Here is a 15,754-nt window from a genome sequence, read left to right as displayed (position 1 = left end):
GGTCTCCGCGCCGCCCCCGGGCCAGGCGGCGGTGAACCCCGGGTGACGGAACGCCCGGGGTTCAGGCGATAGTGGAGTACGTGACCGCAGTACCTCACCCCTCCTCCAGCCCCGCGTATCCCCGGCCCGCCCGGCCCGGCCGCTCCGGCCGGCGCAGCCTCGCCGTGGCGCTGCTGTGCGGTGCGCTCGGCGCCGCCGTGGCGCTGCTCTCCTCCCGGCAGCGCTGGTCGGCGGCGACCGCGTCCGTCGCGGGCGGCGACTTCCCGCTGACCGCCAAGGGCAGCGACGTCACGGGCGTGCCCGCGTCCCTCGCGATCGTGGGCCTGGCCGCGCTCGTCGCCGTGTTCGCCGTCCGCCGCGCCGGACGCGTCCTCGTCGCCGTGCTGCTCGCGCTCTCCGGCGCCGGCACCGTCGCCGCCGCGCTGCTCGGTGTCTCCGACCGGGCCGCGCTCGACGAGAAGGCCGCACAGGCGACCGGCGACACCTCCGCCACGGTGGCGGCGCTCAGCCACACCGGCTGGCCGTACGTGGCGGCCGCGGGCGGCGTGCTGCTCCTGCTGGCCGGACTGCTGGCGCTGCGGTACGGCAGGCTCTGGCCCGCGATGTCCGGCCGCTACGAGCGCGACGGGACGCCCCGCCCGCGCAAGGAGACCAGGGCCATGGACCCGGACCGGCCCGAGGACCTGTGGAAGGCCCTCGACCGCGGCGAGGACCCGACGGGCTCCTGACGCCCCAGGTGCCCCGGCCACGGGAGGCGACCCCCGTCGAGCCCCCCGCGCGCGCGTACGGGACAATGGACAGCGAGCGTACGGCTCACCCACGCATCGCACCACACATCAACGAGGAGCAAGTCATGGCGGGCAGCAGCCACGGTCACACCCCGGCCGCCTGGACCGGTGTCATCATCGCCTTCATCGGTTTCTGCGCTGCCGGCGCCTTCATGGTGGCGGCCCACCCGGTGGGCTTCTGGGCCAGCATGGTCGTCGTCCTCCTCGGCGGCGTCGTCGGCGGCGTCATGCGCATGATGGGCCTCGGCCAGTCGAAGGACGCCCACCCGGTGCACCAGGTCGCGGGCGCCAAGAGCTGACGTCCGTACGACGTCCGCGAGGGGCGGCTCCCCGGCTTCGGTGCCGGGGCCGCCCCTCGCGCGCGTGCGGCGGGGTCACGGGACCACGGGATCATCTCTCACACGCGCGTGTGAGGCCCGCTCCGGGCACAATGCGTGATGTGAACACCGACAGCCGTGAGGTGGCGCCGGGCCGGGCCGGTGCCCTGCCGCGGCGGCTCGCCGTCCCCGCGGGCGTGCTCGCGGCCGTGACCGGCGCCTTCGCCTACGTCGCCGCCGTGGACCCCAACGAGCCCGGCCACTACCCGGTCTGCCCGCTGCTGCACCTCACCGGCCTGTACTGCCCGGGCTGCGGCGGACTGCGCGCCGCCCACGCGTTCGCGCACGGGGACCTGGCGACCGCCCTCACGGCCAACGCGCTGGCCGTGGGCGCTTTCCTGGGGTTCGCGGCGGTGTGGACCGTGTGGGTGGTCCACGCGGTCCGCGGCCGGCCGCTGCGCCTGGTCCTCGCACCTGTCGCACTGTGGTCGCTGGGCGCGTTCGTGCTGGTCTTCACCGTTGTCCGGAACCTGCCGTTCGGTGGCTGGCTCCATCCTTGATCAAATGGTGAACGTCCAGGTAGTGGGACTGGCGTCAACCGGATGCGAGGCCTACGCCTTCCTCCGGATACCATCGCAGTGACCCGTTGGCCCGCTTCACAGACGCCGGCCCGCGGGAGAGGGTCCGCCCGCCCCGGCGGCCTCTCGAACCGCTGCAACGTCCACCGTCAGGAAGGGGGCCGCTCGCGTGAGTGTGCTCGACGAGATCATCGACGGAGTCCGTGCCGACCTCGCGGAGCGGCAGGCGCGCGTCAGCCTCGACGAGCTCAAGGAGCGCGCGGCGCAGGCTCCGGCGGCCAAGGACGGGGTCGCCGCGCTCCGCGGCGACGGCGTCAAGGTCATCTGCGAGGTCAAGCGCTCCAGCCCGTCCAAGGGCGCGCTGGCCGCGATCGCCGACCCGGCCGGACTGGCGGCCGACTACGAGGCCGGCGGCGCCTCCGTCATCTCCGTCCTCACCGAGCAGCGCCGCTTCGGCGGCTCGCTCGCCGACCTGGAGGCGGTCCGCGCCCGGGTCGACATCCCCGTCCTGCGCAAGGACTTCATCGTCACCTCGTACCAGCTGTGGGAGGCCCGCGCGTACGGCGCCGACCTCGCGCTGCTGATCGTCGCGGCCCTGGAGCAGCCGGCGCTGGAGTCGCTGATCGAGCGCGCCGAGTCCATCGGGCTCACCCCGCTCGTCGAGGCGCACGACGAGGACGAGGCCGAGCGGGCGGTGGCCGCGGGCGCCAAGGTCATCGGCATCAACGCGCGCAACCTGAAGACCCTGGAGGTCGACCGCGGCACGTTCGAGCGGGTCGCCCCCGAGATCCCCGCGGGCATCGTGAAGGTCGCCGAGTCCGGCGTCCGCGGCCCGCACGACCTCATCGCGTACGCCAACGCGGGCGCCGACGCCGTCCTCGTGGGCGAGTCCCTGGTGACCGGCCGCGACCCGAAGACGGCCGTGTCCGACCTGGTCGCCGCGGGGGAGCACCCCGCGCTGCGGCAGGGAAGGGACTGACCTCTCGCATGACGGCCCGCCGCGCCCGCCTCCGCCGCCGTCCGGGTACCCGCCCGGTCGGCGCCGTCGGCTGTGCGCGGCCTCTCGATCCCTATGCCCGGCTCGCCCGCGGCTGCCGTCCGCGCGGCTGCCGGGCGCCGGCACGGCGCGTGCACGGACGCCGCGTGCGCTATGTGATCGGTGACGAGCCGGGCCAGGTGAACGGGATGCGATGGCCCGGGCACGCACGCGCGATCACCCTGCGGGTGGACTGAGCCGACGAAGACTGCCGCGCCGCCGCGCTGCCCTGCCGGGCCGCGGTCCGGCGCCCGGCGTCGTCCGGTTCTGTGCGGCACCGCGATGCTTCCGTCGTCCGGCCGGTGTGCGCGTGCGTGGTCACCGTGATCCCTGTCCGAGCTTCTGAGCGGGGCTCATGCCCCTGTGAGGTAACCGCATGTCCAGCGAGTTCTTCATTCCCGACCCCGAGGGTCAGGTCCCCAGCGCCGAGGGGTACTTCGGCGCGTTCGGCGGCAAGTTCATCCCGGAGGCGCTCGTCGCCGCCGTGGACGAGGTCGCCGTGGAGTACGACAAGGCCAAGGCCGACCCGGAGTTCGCCCGTGAGCTCGACGACCTGCTCGTCCACTACACCGGGCGGCCCAGCGCGCTGACCGAGGTGCCGCGCTTCGCCGAACACGCGGGCGGCGCCCGGGTGTTCCTCAAGCGCGAGGACCTCAACCACACCGGGTCCCACAAGATCAACAACGTGCTGGGCCAGGCCCTGCTCACCAAGCGCATGGGCAAGACCCGCGTCATCGCCGAGACCGGCGCCGGCCAGCACGGCGTCGCGACCGCCACCGCCTGCGCGCTGTTCGGGCTCGAGTGCACCATCTACATGGGCGAGATCGACACCCAGCGCCAGGCCCTCAACGTCGCCCGCATGCGCATGCTCGGCGCCGAGGTCATCGCCGTGAAGTCCGGCAGCCGCACCCTGAAGGACGCCATCAACGAGGCGTTCCGCGACTGGGTCGCCAACGTCGACAGCACCCACTACCTCTTCGGCACCGTCGCCGGACCGCACCCCTTCCCGGCCATGGTCCGTGACTTCCACCGCGTCATCGGCGTCGAGGCCCGCCGGCAGATCCTGGAGCGCGCCGGACGGCTGCCCGACGCCGCCGTCGCCTGCGTCGGCGGCGGCTCCAACGCCATCGGCCTCTTCCACGCGTTCATCCCCGACAGCTCCGTCCGCCTCATCGGCTGCGAGCCCGCCGGGCACGGCGTGGAGACCGGGGAGCACGCGGCCACCCTCACCGCCGGCGAGCCCGGCATCCTGCACGGCTCGCGGTCGTACGTCCTCCAGGACGACGAGGGTCAGATCACCGAGCCGTACTCCATCTCGGCCGGCCTGGACTACCCGGGCATCGGCCCCGAGCACGCCTACCTCAAGGACAGCGGCCGCGGCGAGTACCGCGCGGTCACCGACGACGCCGCCATGCAGGCGCTCAGGCTCCTGTCGCGGACGGAGGGCATCATCCCGGCCATCGAGAGCGCCCACGCCCTCGCGGGTGCCCTGGAGGTCGGCAAGGAGCTGGGCAAGGACGGGCTGATCATCGTCAACCTGTCCGGGCGCGGCGACAAGGACATGGACACGGCCGCCCGCTACTTCGGGCTGTACGACACCGACGCCGCCGTCGCGGCGGACGAGGCCGGCGAGGGCGCCGAGATCGAGGGGGACGCCAAGTGAGCGGGAACGTCCAGCTGCTGACCGACACCCTGGCCGCAGCCAAGGCCGAGGGCCGGTCCGCCCTCATCGCCTACCTCCCGGCCGGGTTCCCGACCGTGGACGGCGGCATCGAGGCCATCAAGGCCGTGTTCGACGGCGGCGCCGACGTCGTCGAGGTCGGCCTGCCGCACAGCGACCCCGTCCTCGACGGCCCGGTCATCCAGACCGCCGACGACATCGCCCTGCGCGGCGGTGTGCGCATCGCGGACGTGATGCGGACGGTGCGCGAGGCCCACGAGGCCACCGGCAAGCCCGTCCTCGTCATGACGTACTGGAACCCGATCGACCGCTACGGCGTCGAGCGCTTCACCGCCGAGCTGGCCGAGGCGGGCGGCGCGGGCTGCATCCTCCCCGACCTGCCCGTGCAGGAGTCGGCCCTGTGGCGGGAGCACGCCGAGAAGCACGGTCTCGCCACCGTCTTCGTCGTCGCTCCCAGCAGCAAGGACGCCCGGCTCGCGGAGATCACCGAGGCCGGATCCGGCTTCGTGTACGCGGCCTCGCTGATGGGCGTCACCGGCACCCGCGAGTCGGTGGGCGCCCAGGCCGAGGACCTGGTCCGGCGCACCCGCGCCACCACCGACCTGCCGGTCTGCGTCGGTCTCGGCGTCTCCAACGCCACGCAGGCCGCCGAGGTCGCCGGGTTCGCCGACGGCGTGATCGTCGGCTCGGCGTTCGTGAAGCGGATGCTGGACGCGCCGGACGAGGCGGCCGGCCTCGCGGCCGTACGGGCGCTGGCGGGCGAGCTCGCCCAGGGTGTGCGCGGGACGGTCTGACGCGGATCACCTCACCCGCTCACTCGAACGGGTGGACCTCGGACCGGGGAGGCGCGCTGCGCCTCCCCGGTTCGTTCTGCCGGATGTGAGCGAGACGAACCGTGAGGGAAAGCGCACCGCCCGGGAGCGGCTGGCGGCGGAGCGAGCGAGGCAGAACGCGGCGGACAAGCGCCGCCGGGCCCTGATCGTGGGTGCTTCGGCGCTCTGCGTACTGGGCCTGGCCGCGGGGGTCGGCGTCGTCGCGGCGAACGCCGGCAAGGACGACGGCGGCGCGTCGGGCCGGGCCATGGCGCCCTCGGGGGCGAACGGCGAGGACGGCCTGGTGATCCCCGTCGGCAGGGAGAGCGCCCGGTCCACCCTCACGGTCTGGGAGGACTTCCGCTGCCCGGCGTGCAAGTCCTTCGAGGACGTCTACCGCTCGACGATCCACGAGCTGACGGACGCGGGCAAGCTGAAGGTCCAGTACCGCCTGGTGACCCTGATCGACGGGAACATGGGCGGCAACGGCTCCCGCAAGGCCGCCAACGCCGCCGCGTGCGCCCAGGACGCGGGCAGGTTCCCGGAGTACCACGACGTGCTCTACAAGAACCAGCCCGCCGAGACGGACGACGCCTTCGGCGGAAACGGCAGGCTGATCGAGCTGGCGGGCCAGGTCGACGGGCTGGACACCGACACCTTCCGCCGGTGCGTCGAGGACGGCACGCACGACAGCTGGGTCGTGAAGTCGAACAACGCCTTCCAGAAGGGTGACTTCTCCGGCACCCCGACCGTCCTCCTCGGCGGCACCAACATCTACGCGGACCGGTCGATGACCCCGGCGAAGCTCAAGCGGATGGTGGAGACGGCGAACAAGACCTGACGGCGTGCGTCGGCGCCGGACGGCGTCGGGGACCGACGGCGTTATGGAGCCGTAGCACAGCGGGTTGCCGTGGCGTGCGCCCGGCAGGGTAGCGTCGGTCCTGCCATGGACCTTGTTGAGCTTGCCTTCATTCCGAGCCCGTCGACCGGGGTGCTCCACCTGGGCCCCGTTCCGCTGCGCGGCTACGCGTTCTGCATCATCATCGGCGTCTTCGTGGCCGTCTGGCTGGGCGGCAAACGCTGGATCGCCCGCGGCGGGCAGCCTGGCACGGTGGCCGACATCGCGGTCTGGGCGGTGCCGTTCGGCCTGATCGGCGGCCGGCTCTACCACGTGATCACGGACTACGAGCTGTACTTCAGCGAGGGCCGGGACTGGGTGGACGCCTTCAAGGTGTGGGAGGGCGGCCTCGGCATCTGGGGTGCGATCGCGCTCGGCGCGGTCGGCGCGTGGATCGGCTGCCGCCGCCGCGGCATCCCGCTCCCCGCGTACGCCGACGCCGTCGCCCCCGGCATCGCCCTCGCCCAGGCGATCGGCCGGTGGGGCAACTGGTTCAACCAGGAGCTGTACGGGCGGCCCACCGATCTGCCGTGGGCCGTGGAGATCACCTCCGACGCGGGCGGCCGGGTCCCGGGCACGTACCACCCGACGTTCCTGTACGAGTCCCTGTGGTGCATCGGTGTCGCGCTGCTCGTCATCTGGGCGGACCGTCGCTTCAGGCTGGGCCACGGCCGGGCGTTCGCGCTGTACGTCGCGGCGTACTGCGCGGGCCGCTTCTGGATCGAGTACATGCGGGTCGACGACGCCCACCACATCCTCGGTCTGCGTCTGAACAACTGGACCGCGCTCTTCGTCTTCCTCCTCGCCGTGCTCTACATCGTGCTGTCGGCGCGCAAGCGCCCCGGCCGCGAGGAGACCGTCGAGCCGGGCGCGAGCGCCTCCGGCGAGGGGGACGGCGAGCCGGTGGACCTGGGGAAGAAGGCGGACGCGGAACCCTCGGACGAGGCCGGCGAGAAGCCCGTGGGGACCGGCGAGGCCGAGGAGCCCGCCGAGGAATCCCGAGACAGCGAGGCCGGGTCGGCCAAGGCCGACAAGAGCTGAGACCGACGGGCACCGGGTACGACCCGTACGTCGGCAAGGGCGCCGTGCACCGAGCACGGCGCCCTTTCACCTGCCGCGGCGGGCCAGCGACAGGGTGCGGTGGGCCGCCGCCACCACCGCCGTGTCGACGAAGCGGCCGTCCGGCAGGGCCTGGGCGCCCGGCTCGACGGCGGTGGCCCGCACCACCTCCTCCGCCTGGTCGATCTCCTGCGGGGTCGGCAGGTACGCCCGCTCGATGACCGGGAGCTGACGGGGGTGGACGGCGGCGCGGCCCAGGAAGCCCAGGGCACGGCCGTGGGCGCAGGAGCGGGCGAGGCCCTCCAGGTCCCTGACATCGGGGTGGACCGACTGCACCGGCGGCGGCAGGGACGCGGCGCGGGCGGCCAGGACCACCCGGGAACGGGGCCAGTCCAGGGCGGCGTCGGCCCGTACGCCCAGCTCCGCGCGGAGGTCCGCCTCGCCGAGCGCGATACCGCGGAGCGCCGGGTGTGAGGTGGCGACCGCGTAGGCGCGCTCGATGCCCAGGGCCGTCTCCAGCAGGGCGTACAGGGGCGGTGCCCCTCCCTCGGGCGGGGCGGACCGCTCCGCGACGCGTACGACATCCGCGGGAGACGTCACCTTGGGCAGGCGCAGGCCGGAAAGGCCGGGCAGGAGGGTCAGGGCGGCGAGGTCCGCGTCGCCGAGGGGGCTGCGCGGGGCGTTCACGCGGACGTGGACCAGCGAGGGGGACGGGCGCGGGTCGGTGAGGAGTTCCGCCGTGGCCGCGCGCGCGTACTCCTTGCGGTGCGGGGCCACGGCGTCCTCCAGGTCGACGAGGACCACGTCCGCGCCGGACACCAGGGCCTTGGCCACCACCTCCGGCCGGTCCCCGGGGACGTACAGCCAGGTCAGCGGGAGGAAGTGCGGGGACTTCGCGGTCGCGGTCACAGGGCGCCCTCCGCGCGCAGGGCCGCGACCTCCGCCTCCGTCAGGCCGAGCTCGGTCAGCACCGCCTCCGTGTCCGCGCCGTGCGGCCGGCCCGCCCAGCGGATGCAGCCGGGCGTGGCGGACAGCCGGAAGAGGACGTTCTGCATGCGCAGGGGGCCGAGTTCGGGGTCGTCGACGGTGGTGATCGTGTCGAGGGCCCGGTACTGCGGGTCCTCCATCACGTCCCGTACGTCCTGGACGGGTGCGACCGCCGCCTCCGCCTTCTCGAACGCGTCGACGACCTCCTGGCGGGTGCGGCGGGCGATCCACGCGCCCACCGCCTCGTCGAGGACGTCCGCGTTGCGGGCCCGGCCGGTGCCCGTCGCGAACCAGGGCTCGTCGATCAGCTCGGGCCGGCCCACCAGCCGCATCACCCGCTCCGCCACGGACTGCGCGGAGGTCGAGACCGCGACCCAGGAACCGTCCGCCGTGCGGTAGGTGTTGCGGGGCGCGTTGTTCGCGGAGCGGTTGCCGGTACGGGGCTGGACGTGGCCCAGCTGGTCGTACCAGAGGGGCTGCGGGCCCAGCACGGTGAGGATCGGCTCGATCAGCGCCATGTCGATGACCTGGCCCTCGCCGGTGCGGTCCCGGGCGGTGAGGGCCGTCATCACCGCGTACGCCGTGGCCAGGCCCGCGATCGAGTCGGCCAGGCCGAAGGGCGGGAGGACCGGCGGGGCGTCCGGCTCGCCGATGATCGCGGCGAAGCCGCTCAGGGCCTCGGCGAGGGTGCCGAAGCCGGGGCGGTGCGCGTGCGGGCCGGTCTGGCCGAAGCCGGTGACGCGGGCGAGGACCAGGCGGGGGTTGGCGGCGGACAGCTCGGGCCAGCCCAGGCCCCACTTCTCCAGGGTGCCGGGGCGGAAGTTCTCGACGACCACGTCGGCCGTCTCCGCGAGCCGCAGCAGGGTCGTACGGCCGCCCGGCGCGGACAGGTCCAGGGTCATCGTGCGCTTGTTGCGGCCGAGGAGCTTCCACCACAGGCCGACGCCGTCCTTCGACGGGCCGTGCCCGCGGGACGGGTCGGGTGTGCGGGGGTGCTCGATCTTGACGACCTCCGCGCCGAAGTCGCCGAGCAGGGTGGCGGCGAGGGGGCCGGCGAAGAGGGTCGCGAGGTCGAGGACGCGGAGGCCGGTGAGCGGGGCGGGGGCGCTCTGACCAGGGGCTTGCGCGGGCACGGGGTTCGTCATGGGTGGCGGACCTCCCGGAGGGTGAGCTGGGCGAGGGCGTCGAAGCCGATGCCGTCGAAGTCGGCGACGGAGGTGGCGAGCCGGTTCTTGAGGGGCAGGGTCCAGCGTTCGGGCAGGGCGGCGGGGGAGCCGGCGAGCAGGCCCGCGACGCTGCCCGCCGTCGCGCCGTTCGAGTCGGTGTCCCAGCCGCCGGACACGGCACGGCAGACGGAGCCGGTGAAGTCGCCGTCGGCGTGGGTGAGGGCGGCGGCGATCAGGGCGGTGTTGGGGACGGCGTGCACCCAGTGGTGGCCGGCGTGGGCGGTGTGCAGGGCGTCGACGACCGTGTCGAAGTCCTCGTGCTGCCCGGCCAGTTCGACGGCGTGGCGGACCGCGCGGGCCAGCCGGGAGCCGACCGGGACGACCGCCAGTCCGGTGCGCAGGCAGTGGTGGACGTCGTGGGCGCCGGTGGCGGCCTCGGCGACGACGGCGGCCGTGAACATCGCCGCGTAGACGCCGTTCGCCGTGTGGGTGAGGGTGGCGTCCCGGTGGGCCTGTTCCGCCGCGGCCGCGGGGGCGCCCGGGTTGGTCCAGCCGTGCACGTCGGCGCGGATCAGGGCGCCGATCCACTCGCGGAACGGGTTGCGGTGGCGGGCCGTGCGCGGGGGCTCGATGCCGGAGAGGAGGTTGCGGTAGGCGACGCGCTCGGCGGTGAAGGTGCGGCCCGCGGGCAGTTCGTCGAGCCAGACGCGGGCCACGTCGCCGGTGGTGAAGCCGGGGCCGTGGCGCCGCAGCAGCAGGAGGTTGAGGAGGGGGTAGTTGAGGTCGTCGTCCTCCGGCATGCCGTCGATGTTCTCGGCGAGGGAGCGGGCGGCCGAACGGCGGTTCCAGGGGTATGCCGCCGCCAGGTCGGACGGGACGCCGCGGGCGGTGAACCAGCTGTTCAGGGGCCAGTTGCCGGTGGCCCGGGCGAGCCGGCGGATGCCCTCCAGGGGAAGCTTCTCGACGGGCTTGCCGAGCAGGCAGCCGGCGGCGCGGCCGAGCCAGGCGGCCTCCAGGGCCTCGGGGAGCGGGGCCGGTGAGGGCGGCGCGGGGCGGGCCGGCCAGTGCGGGCACAAGCTCCTGATCGCGGCCAGGTCCGTCGGTTCCCGGTCGCTCAGCCGGCTCGGCAGGTCGGCCAGTTCGTCCAGCAGGTCCTCGGCGAGCAGCCGCAGATACGGCGACACGGGCTGGGATGAGGCGCCCGCGCGCTCGGGGGCCGCCGGGCCGCCCGCCGCGGTCCAGCGCCGGGCGATCGCCGACGGTTCGCGGCCGTCCTGGACCGCCTGCCGCAGCTCGTGGCCGAGGAGGTCCTCCGGCTGCACCCAGGTCAGGCGGAGGCCGGTCACCGCGGCGCCGGTCACCGGGGCGCCGTTCGCCGGGGCGCCGTTCGCCGGAGCCGCGCTCGCCGGGGCGGCGCTCTCCGGGACCCCGCTCACCGGAGCCCCGCCAGCGTCGTGAAGGCCGACTCGTGGGCCCTGCGGCGGAGCACGTCCCGGGCGAAGATCTCGCGGGCCACCTCGGCGAGGACCGTACCCGGGGCGTGCAGGTCGAGCCGGCTCGCCTCCGCGACCTGCTTCGCCCACCCGGACGGGACCTCCGACCCGAGCGCGCCCGCGAGGGCGCCCGCCATGGTGGCGACGGAGTCGCAGTCGCGCCCGTAGTTCACCGCGCCGAGCACGGCGTGCCGGTGGTCGCCGCCCGCCACCACCAGCATGCCGAGCGCGACGGGCAGCTCCTCGATCGCGTGCAGCCGGGAGGGGCGGCGGGCACCCAGCGACGGGGCGCGGTAGTCGGCGCCCACCGTGTCGTACGGGGCCACCGCCTCGCGCAGCGGCCGCAGCGCCGACTCGAAGTCGGTGAAGCGGGCGGCCGTCTCGCAGACTGATTCGATCGCCGCGCGCGTCCCGTCCTTGGCGAGGGACAGACAGGCCGCGACCACCGAGTCCGGGGTCGCCCCCGGCACGCACGCCGCCGCCACGGCCGCCGCGAACACACCGGCCGCCTCCCTGCCGTACGACGACTGATGGGCACCCGCGAGATCGAGGGCCTCCGCGTAGGCACCCGCCGGGTTCGCCGCGTTGACCAGGCCGACCGGTGCCATGTACATCGCGGCACCGCAGTTGACGATGTTGCCGACGCCCGCCTCGCGGGGATCGACGTGGCCGTAGTGGAGCCGCGCCACCAGCCACTTCTCGGCGAGGAAGACCCGCTGCAGCGGCAGTGCCTCCGCCTCCAGTTCGGGGATCCAGCGCGGGGTCGTCATCAGGTCGGGGACCAGGTGCTCGGCGACGGCGTACGCGTCGAGGTGGTCGCGGACCGTGGCGTACACGCGGACCAGCGCGTGGGTCATGAGGGTGTCGTCGGTGACGTGGCCGTCGCCCTTGTGGTACGGGGCGAGGGGGCGGGCGGTGCGCCAGTCGTCGCCGTGCCAGGGGCCGACGACTCCGGTGATCCGGCCGCCGTGGCGCTCGGTGATCTGCTCGGGGGAGTACCCCTCGACGGGGCCGCCGAGCGCGTCCCCGACGGCGGCGCCGACCAGGGCGCCGGTGATCCGTTCCGCCAGCGTGGGCATTCCTTCCGGGTCCTGCACATCTCGTACATACCGCGAATCCTGTGGATCTTCCGGAGTTTCCAGAGTGTCAGTCATGTCCCGAATCATTCACCTGGGGCGGGCAGTTATGCCGCTGCCAGCAGTTCGGCGAGGTGTACGAGGTCCGTGCCGGTGAGGCGGGGGAGCGCGCAGCCGGAGAGGGCACGGCAGGCGTCCCGCCAGGCCGCGGGAACGGCGGCGCCCCCGCCGAGCGCGCCGGTCAGGGCGCCGGCGAGGGCCGGGGCGGAGTCGGCGACGCGGGACAGGCAGGCGGCGGCGGGCACCGCCTCGGCGATCCGGCCGCGGGCGGCGGTGGCCAGGGCGAGCGCCACGGGGACGGTCTCCGCGGCCGCGATGCCGTAGCTGTAGACGTGGTCGACGATCTGGTGCTCCAGCAGCGGTACGAGAGCGAAGGTGCCGCCCCCTCCGCCGGCGGCACTCCCGTGGGCGCGGGCGAGGGCCAGCGCGTGCCGGGCGTTGCGGCCGATCTCCGTTTCCTCGGGCAGCTCGGCGAGCGCGGCGGCCGCGCAGCTGTCGACGTCCGCGCCGGCGAGTGCCAGCGCGAGGGCGGCGGCCATGGCGCGGGCGCCGTGCACGCCGTCGCCGTCCTGGGTGTAGCGGGCGTCGAACTCGGCCAGTTCGGCCGCGCGTTCCGGATCGCCGGGGTGCGCGACGGCGAGCACACAGGCCCGTCCGCACGCCGCGTCGTCGAAGTAGTGCGGGTTGTCGTGGCCGGTGGCGGGCGGGCGCAGCCCGGCGGCGAGGTTGCCGAGTCCGGCCCGTACGGAGATACGGGCGCGCAGCGGCAGCACGGCCGACTCCACCTCCGGGGCCCGCTCGGCGGCCGCGGCGACCTCGCCCGCCAGGGCGTGCCAGGCCGAGTCGATGGCCTCCCGGATACGGCGCTCCCTGGAGGTGCCGTCGTGCGCGCCGCCGTGCGGGTCGTCGTCCGCGGCCCGCAGCAGGGCCTCCGCCGTGAACGCCGCCCACTCCGCGTCGTCGGACGGCCCGAGCCGGAGCGGCTCCGGCGGCTGGTTGAGGGCGATGGGGACGGGCAGGGTGGTGGTGGCGTTCTGCTCGGCGAACGTGTCCAGTTCGCGGGTGAGGCGCCGGGTCCACTCCGGCATCCGGGCGGCCCGGTGCCGGGCGGCGGGCCAGCCGGCGGCGTCCCCGGCGGCGAGGCCGAGGAGCAGACCTTCGACGCGGCGGGCGGACAGCGCGCTGCCGGCGGGCGCCGGGACGCCGCCCGCCGCCCTCGCCGCCCTCATGGCTGCACCTCTTCGGCGTTCCCGGCCAGGACGTACGTGTCCGGAGCCGGGGCCCACTTGGCGGTCTCCTCCGGAGTGAGCAGTTCCGCGACGTCCAGGACGTGGTGGCCCGCCATCGAGGGCAGACAGGTGCCCCGGGCCGGCCCGATGGCCGAGGCCCACTCCGGCGGGATCGACGCGGCGCCCCGGGTGGCGCCGGCCAGGGCGCCCGCGACGGCCGCCGTCGTGTCCGCGTCGCGGCCCATGTTCACCGCCGCGAGCACCGCACTCGCGAAGTCGCCGTCGGCGGCCGCGTACGCGCCGAAGGCCAGCGCCACGGCCTCCGGGGCGAGGTCCGTCCAGGGATAGCCGCCGATCACCACGGCGGAGCGGACCGCGCGTTCGCCGCGGTGGGCGACGGCCACGGCGCGGCGCAGCGAGCGGGCCGTCCACGAGTCGTCCGGGACGACCGCCAGGGCCGCGTCGACCACGGCGGCCGTCGGGGCGCCCACCATCGCCGCGGCCACGCCCGCCGCCACCGCCTGCCCGCCGTAGATGCCCTCGCCCTCGTGGCTCACCGTGCCGTCGACGGCCACCAGCCGGGCCGCCTCCGCCGGACGGCCCGCCGCGAACACCCCGAACGGCGCCGCTCTCATGGCCAGTCCGTCGCTCCACGCGTGCCGGTGCTGGGCGGAGATGGGCGCCGCCAGGCCCCGGCGCAGGTTCTCCAGCGTGCCGCGCTCGCTGAACCCCGCGCCCCGGAACGCGCCCTCGTCGCGGTCCGCGATCCACTGGTGCCAGGCCGCCTCGACATGGGCGACGGTGAGCGCGGAGCCGTGCCGGGCCAGCAGCAGACCCGAGAAGATCGCGTACTCCGTGTCGTCCGTACCGCACGGGTGCTCCGCGACGAAGCCCGTGATCCGGCCCCAGCGGGCGCGGATCTGTGACGGTTTCATGTTCTCGGCGGGTGCGCCCAGCGCGTCCCCGACCGCGAGCCCGAGCAGCGCACCGCGCGCCCGCTCGCGGAGCCCGGCGGCGTCCTCGGGCGCCGGTGGAGGGGCGGGGCGCCGGACCGGGGAAGGTCTCGGGAGGGGGGCCGGGAGAGGGACCGGGAGCGGGGCGGACGCCGGGAGCGGGGGAGTGGGGGCGATGGAAGACATACGGTGCCTCTCTGCGCGTGACGAGCCGCGACGCCCCACGAACGGTCTCCCGCGGGGCGGTTGACCGGCCCACCGGATCTTTGCCATACCGGGCACCTCGCGGACCCCCTGCAACCGCCGGTATTCACCCGGTCGACACCGGCGCGGACCTGTGTTCGAGAAGGTGGTCGCCCCCTGGCCGCTTCCGTCCCCGAAGCGGCGAAACCGCAGGTAAGCATGGCCTTCCTTGCTGGCAGAGGGCCCTCCCGAGGCGTATCTTCGAATCTGTCGGAAGTTGGAATCAGTCCAAACTTAGGCAGTGCAAACCTAAGTGCCGGATGTGCCGGAGGTCCCCGCATGGCCATCATCGAGACCGAGGCGCCCCTCCATGAGGCGCACCGCGACAACCACACCCACCGGGACGTCAACGGTGGCTGGCTGCGCCCCGCCGTCTTCGGCGCCATGGACGGACTCGTCTCCAACCTCGCCCTGATGACCGGTGTCGCGGGCGGTTCGACGAGTCAGCAGGCCGTCGTCGTCGCGGGCCTCGCCGGGCTCGCCGCCGGTGCCTTCTCCATGGCCGCCGGCGAGTACACCTCCGTCGCCTCCCAGCGGGAACTGGTCGAGGCCGAGCTCGCCATAGAGCGGCGGGAGCTGCGCAAGCACCCGAAGGACGAGGAGCGGGAGCTCGCCGCGCTGTACGAGACCCGCGGTGTCGAGCCGGAGCTCGCCCGTGAGGTCGCCCGGCAGCTCTCGCGCGACCCCGAGCAGGCGCTGGAGATCCACGCGAGAGAGGAACTGGGCATCGACCCCGGCGACCTGCCCTCGCCCACCGTGGCCGCCGTGTCCTCCTTCGGCTCCTTCGCGCTCGGTGCCCTGCTGCCCGTACTGCCGTATCTCCTCGGCGCGACCGCGCTGTGGCCCGCCGTGCTGCTCGCCCTCGCCGGGCTCTTCGGCTGCGGTGCGGTGGTGGCCAAGGTGACGGCACGCAGCTGGTGGTTCAGCGGACTGCGGCAGTTGGCTCTCGGTGGTGCCGCGGCGGGTGTGACGTACGCCCTGGGCAGCTTGTTCGGTGCGGCCGTATGATGGATCGGCTGGCTACCTATACGAGGGACCGTATAAGTAGTCGTTACTTGGCGGTTTCGAATGGTTGACCGCTGGGAAAGAGCCGTAAGCGCTGCGGGCAACGACGCCCGGACGCACCTCCGTGGCGGGCGACGAAGCCCGGCACACCCCTCGGGTCGACGGACATGGATCTGTCCGGTCGGCTCCCTTTCATCCCGCCACCGCCGTGTGCGGTACCCGCACCGCACACCCCGCGGCGTCCGCATGGTGAAACGAAATATTCGGTTCCCGAGAATCGTTCCATCATGTAACCTGCACGAAATTTTGCACTCCGCGCAGAGGGCCAGCGTCGTCCCTCGGCACCTGCGCCCCCAGAGCCCTTCGTGCGCCT

At 74.4% G+C, this 15,754-nt stretch carries 16 protein-coding genes; 10 read left to right on the top strand and 6 right to left on the bottom strand.

Translation table 11 applies throughout. The features are described 5' to 3' along the window. Positions 1 to 71 precede the first annotated feature (71 nt). The 9 genes from IE242_RS29205 (at position 72) to lgt (ending at position 7,151) form a co-directional block, all read left to right on the top strand. Positions 72 to 728, top strand: coding sequence for a TIGR02234 family membrane protein (locus tag IE242_RS29205; RefSeq protein WP_189864503.1), 657 nt, complete (start codon positions 72 to 74; stop codon positions 726 to 728). A 125-nt stretch (positions 729 to 853) separates the two neighbouring features. Then, positions 854 to 1,087, top strand: coding sequence for an HGxxPAAW family protein (locus tag IE242_RS29200; RefSeq protein WP_189864501.1), 234 nt, complete (start codon positions 854 to 856; stop codon positions 1,085 to 1,087). A 131-nt stretch (positions 1,088 to 1,218) separates the two neighbouring features. Then, the gene (locus IE242_RS29195; protein WP_189864499.1) at positions 1,219 to 1,665 is read left to right on the top strand and encodes a DUF2752 domain-containing protein; all 447 of its coding nucleotides are present in this window, start codon (positions 1,219 to 1,221) and stop codon (positions 1,663 to 1,665) included. A gap of 187 nt (positions 1,666 to 1,852) precedes the next feature. Next, entirely contained in the window at positions 1,853 to 2,662 is an 810-nt protein-coding gene (trpC, locus tag IE242_RS29190; protein ID WP_189864496.1) for an indole-3-glycerol phosphate synthase TrpC, read from the top strand. A gap of 8 nt (positions 2,663 to 2,670) precedes the next feature. Further along, on the top strand, positions 2,671 to 2,916 hold the full coding sequence (trpM, locus tag IE242_RS29185) for a tryptophan biosynthesis modulator TrpM (RefSeq protein WP_189864494.1): 246 nt from the start codon (positions 2,671 to 2,673) through the stop codon (positions 2,914 to 2,916). A 179-nt stretch (positions 2,917 to 3,095) separates the two neighbouring features. Beyond that, a complete protein-coding gene (gene trpB, locus IE242_RS29180; protein ID WP_189864492.1) occupies positions 3,096 to 4,382 on the top strand; it encodes a tryptophan synthase subunit beta in 1,287 nt (428 codons plus the stop codon). Continuing rightward, positions 4,379 to 5,194 carry a tryptophan synthase subunit alpha gene (trpA, locus tag IE242_RS29175; RefSeq protein ID WP_189864490.1) on the top strand — a complete coding sequence of 272 codons (816 nt, stop codon included), beginning with the start codon at positions 4,379 to 4,381 and terminating at the stop codon, positions 5,192 to 5,194. The genes trpB and trpA overlap by 4 nt, the downstream gene beginning before the upstream one ends. An 85-nt stretch (positions 5,195 to 5,279) precedes the next feature. Next, on the top strand, positions 5,280 to 6,053 hold the full coding sequence (locus IE242_RS29170; RefSeq protein WP_189864488.1) for a DsbA family protein: 774 nt from the start codon (positions 5,280 to 5,282) through the stop codon (positions 6,051 to 6,053). Between the two features lie 105 nt (positions 6,054 to 6,158). Beyond that, positions 6,159 to 7,151, top strand: coding sequence for a prolipoprotein diacylglyceryl transferase (gene lgt, locus IE242_RS29165; protein WP_189864486.1), 993 nt, complete (start codon positions 6,159 to 6,161; stop codon positions 7,149 to 7,151). Between the two features lie 66 nt (positions 7,152 to 7,217). Here the strand turns inward: lgt and IE242_RS29160 are convergent, their stop codons facing one another. The 6 genes from IE242_RS29160 to IE242_RS29135 form a co-directional block, all read right to left on the bottom strand. Next, the gene (locus IE242_RS29160) at positions 7,218 to 8,078 is read right to left on the bottom strand and encodes an HpcH/HpaI aldolase/citrate lyase family protein (RefSeq protein WP_189864485.1); all 861 of its coding nucleotides are present in this window, start codon (positions 8,076 to 8,078) and stop codon (positions 7,218 to 7,220) included. Next, positions 8,075 to 9,301 (bottom strand): CaiB/BaiF CoA transferase family protein, encoded by a 1,227-nt coding sequence (locus tag IE242_RS29155; protein WP_189864483.1) that lies wholly within the window; start codon positions 9,299 to 9,301, stop codon positions 8,075 to 8,077. Before IE242_RS29155 ends, IE242_RS29160 begins: the two co-directional genes overlap by 4 nt. Next, positions 9,298 to 10,668 (bottom strand): ADP-ribosylglycohydrolase family protein, encoded by a 1,371-nt coding sequence (locus IE242_RS29150; RefSeq protein ID WP_189864674.1) that lies wholly within the window; start codon positions 10,666 to 10,668, stop codon positions 9,298 to 9,300. Before IE242_RS29150 ends, IE242_RS29155 begins: the two co-directional genes overlap by 4 nt. Positions 10,669 to 10,754: 86 nt before the next feature. Continuing rightward, complete coding sequence (locus IE242_RS29145) at positions 10,755 to 11,894, bottom strand: ADP-ribosylglycohydrolase family protein (RefSeq protein WP_189864481.1); 1,140 nt, start codon at positions 11,892 to 11,894, stop codon at positions 10,755 to 10,757. A 104-nt stretch (positions 11,895 to 11,998) separates the two neighbouring features. Then, positions 11,999 to 13,180, bottom strand: coding sequence for an ADP-ribosylglycohydrolase family protein (locus IE242_RS29140; RefSeq protein ID WP_189864479.1), 1,182 nt, complete (start codon positions 13,178 to 13,180; stop codon positions 11,999 to 12,001). Next, on the bottom strand, positions 13,177 to 14,319 hold the full coding sequence (locus IE242_RS29135; RefSeq protein WP_229859604.1) for an ADP-ribosylglycohydrolase family protein: 1,143 nt from the start codon (positions 14,317 to 14,319) through the stop codon (positions 13,177 to 13,179). The genes IE242_RS29140 and IE242_RS29135 overlap by 4 nt, the downstream gene beginning before the upstream one ends. Before the next feature lie 336 nt (positions 14,320 to 14,655). Here IE242_RS29135 and IE242_RS29130 point away from each other — a divergent pair, with 336 nt between their 5' ends. After that, positions 14,656 to 15,384 carry a VIT1/CCC1 transporter family protein gene (locus IE242_RS29130; protein WP_189864477.1) on the top strand — a complete coding sequence of 243 codons (729 nt, stop codon included), beginning with the start codon at positions 14,656 to 14,658 and terminating at the stop codon, positions 15,382 to 15,384. Positions 15,385 to 15,754: the final 370 nt, after the last annotated feature.

The organism is Streptomyces poonensis, assembly GCF_014650915.1.
Lineage (GTDB): Bacteria > Actinomycetota > Actinomycetes > Streptomycetales > Streptomycetaceae > Streptomyces > Streptomyces poonensis.
The sequence above is the reverse complement of the archived record's forward strand: the minus strand, read 5'-3'. Positions and strand labels throughout refer to the sequence as shown.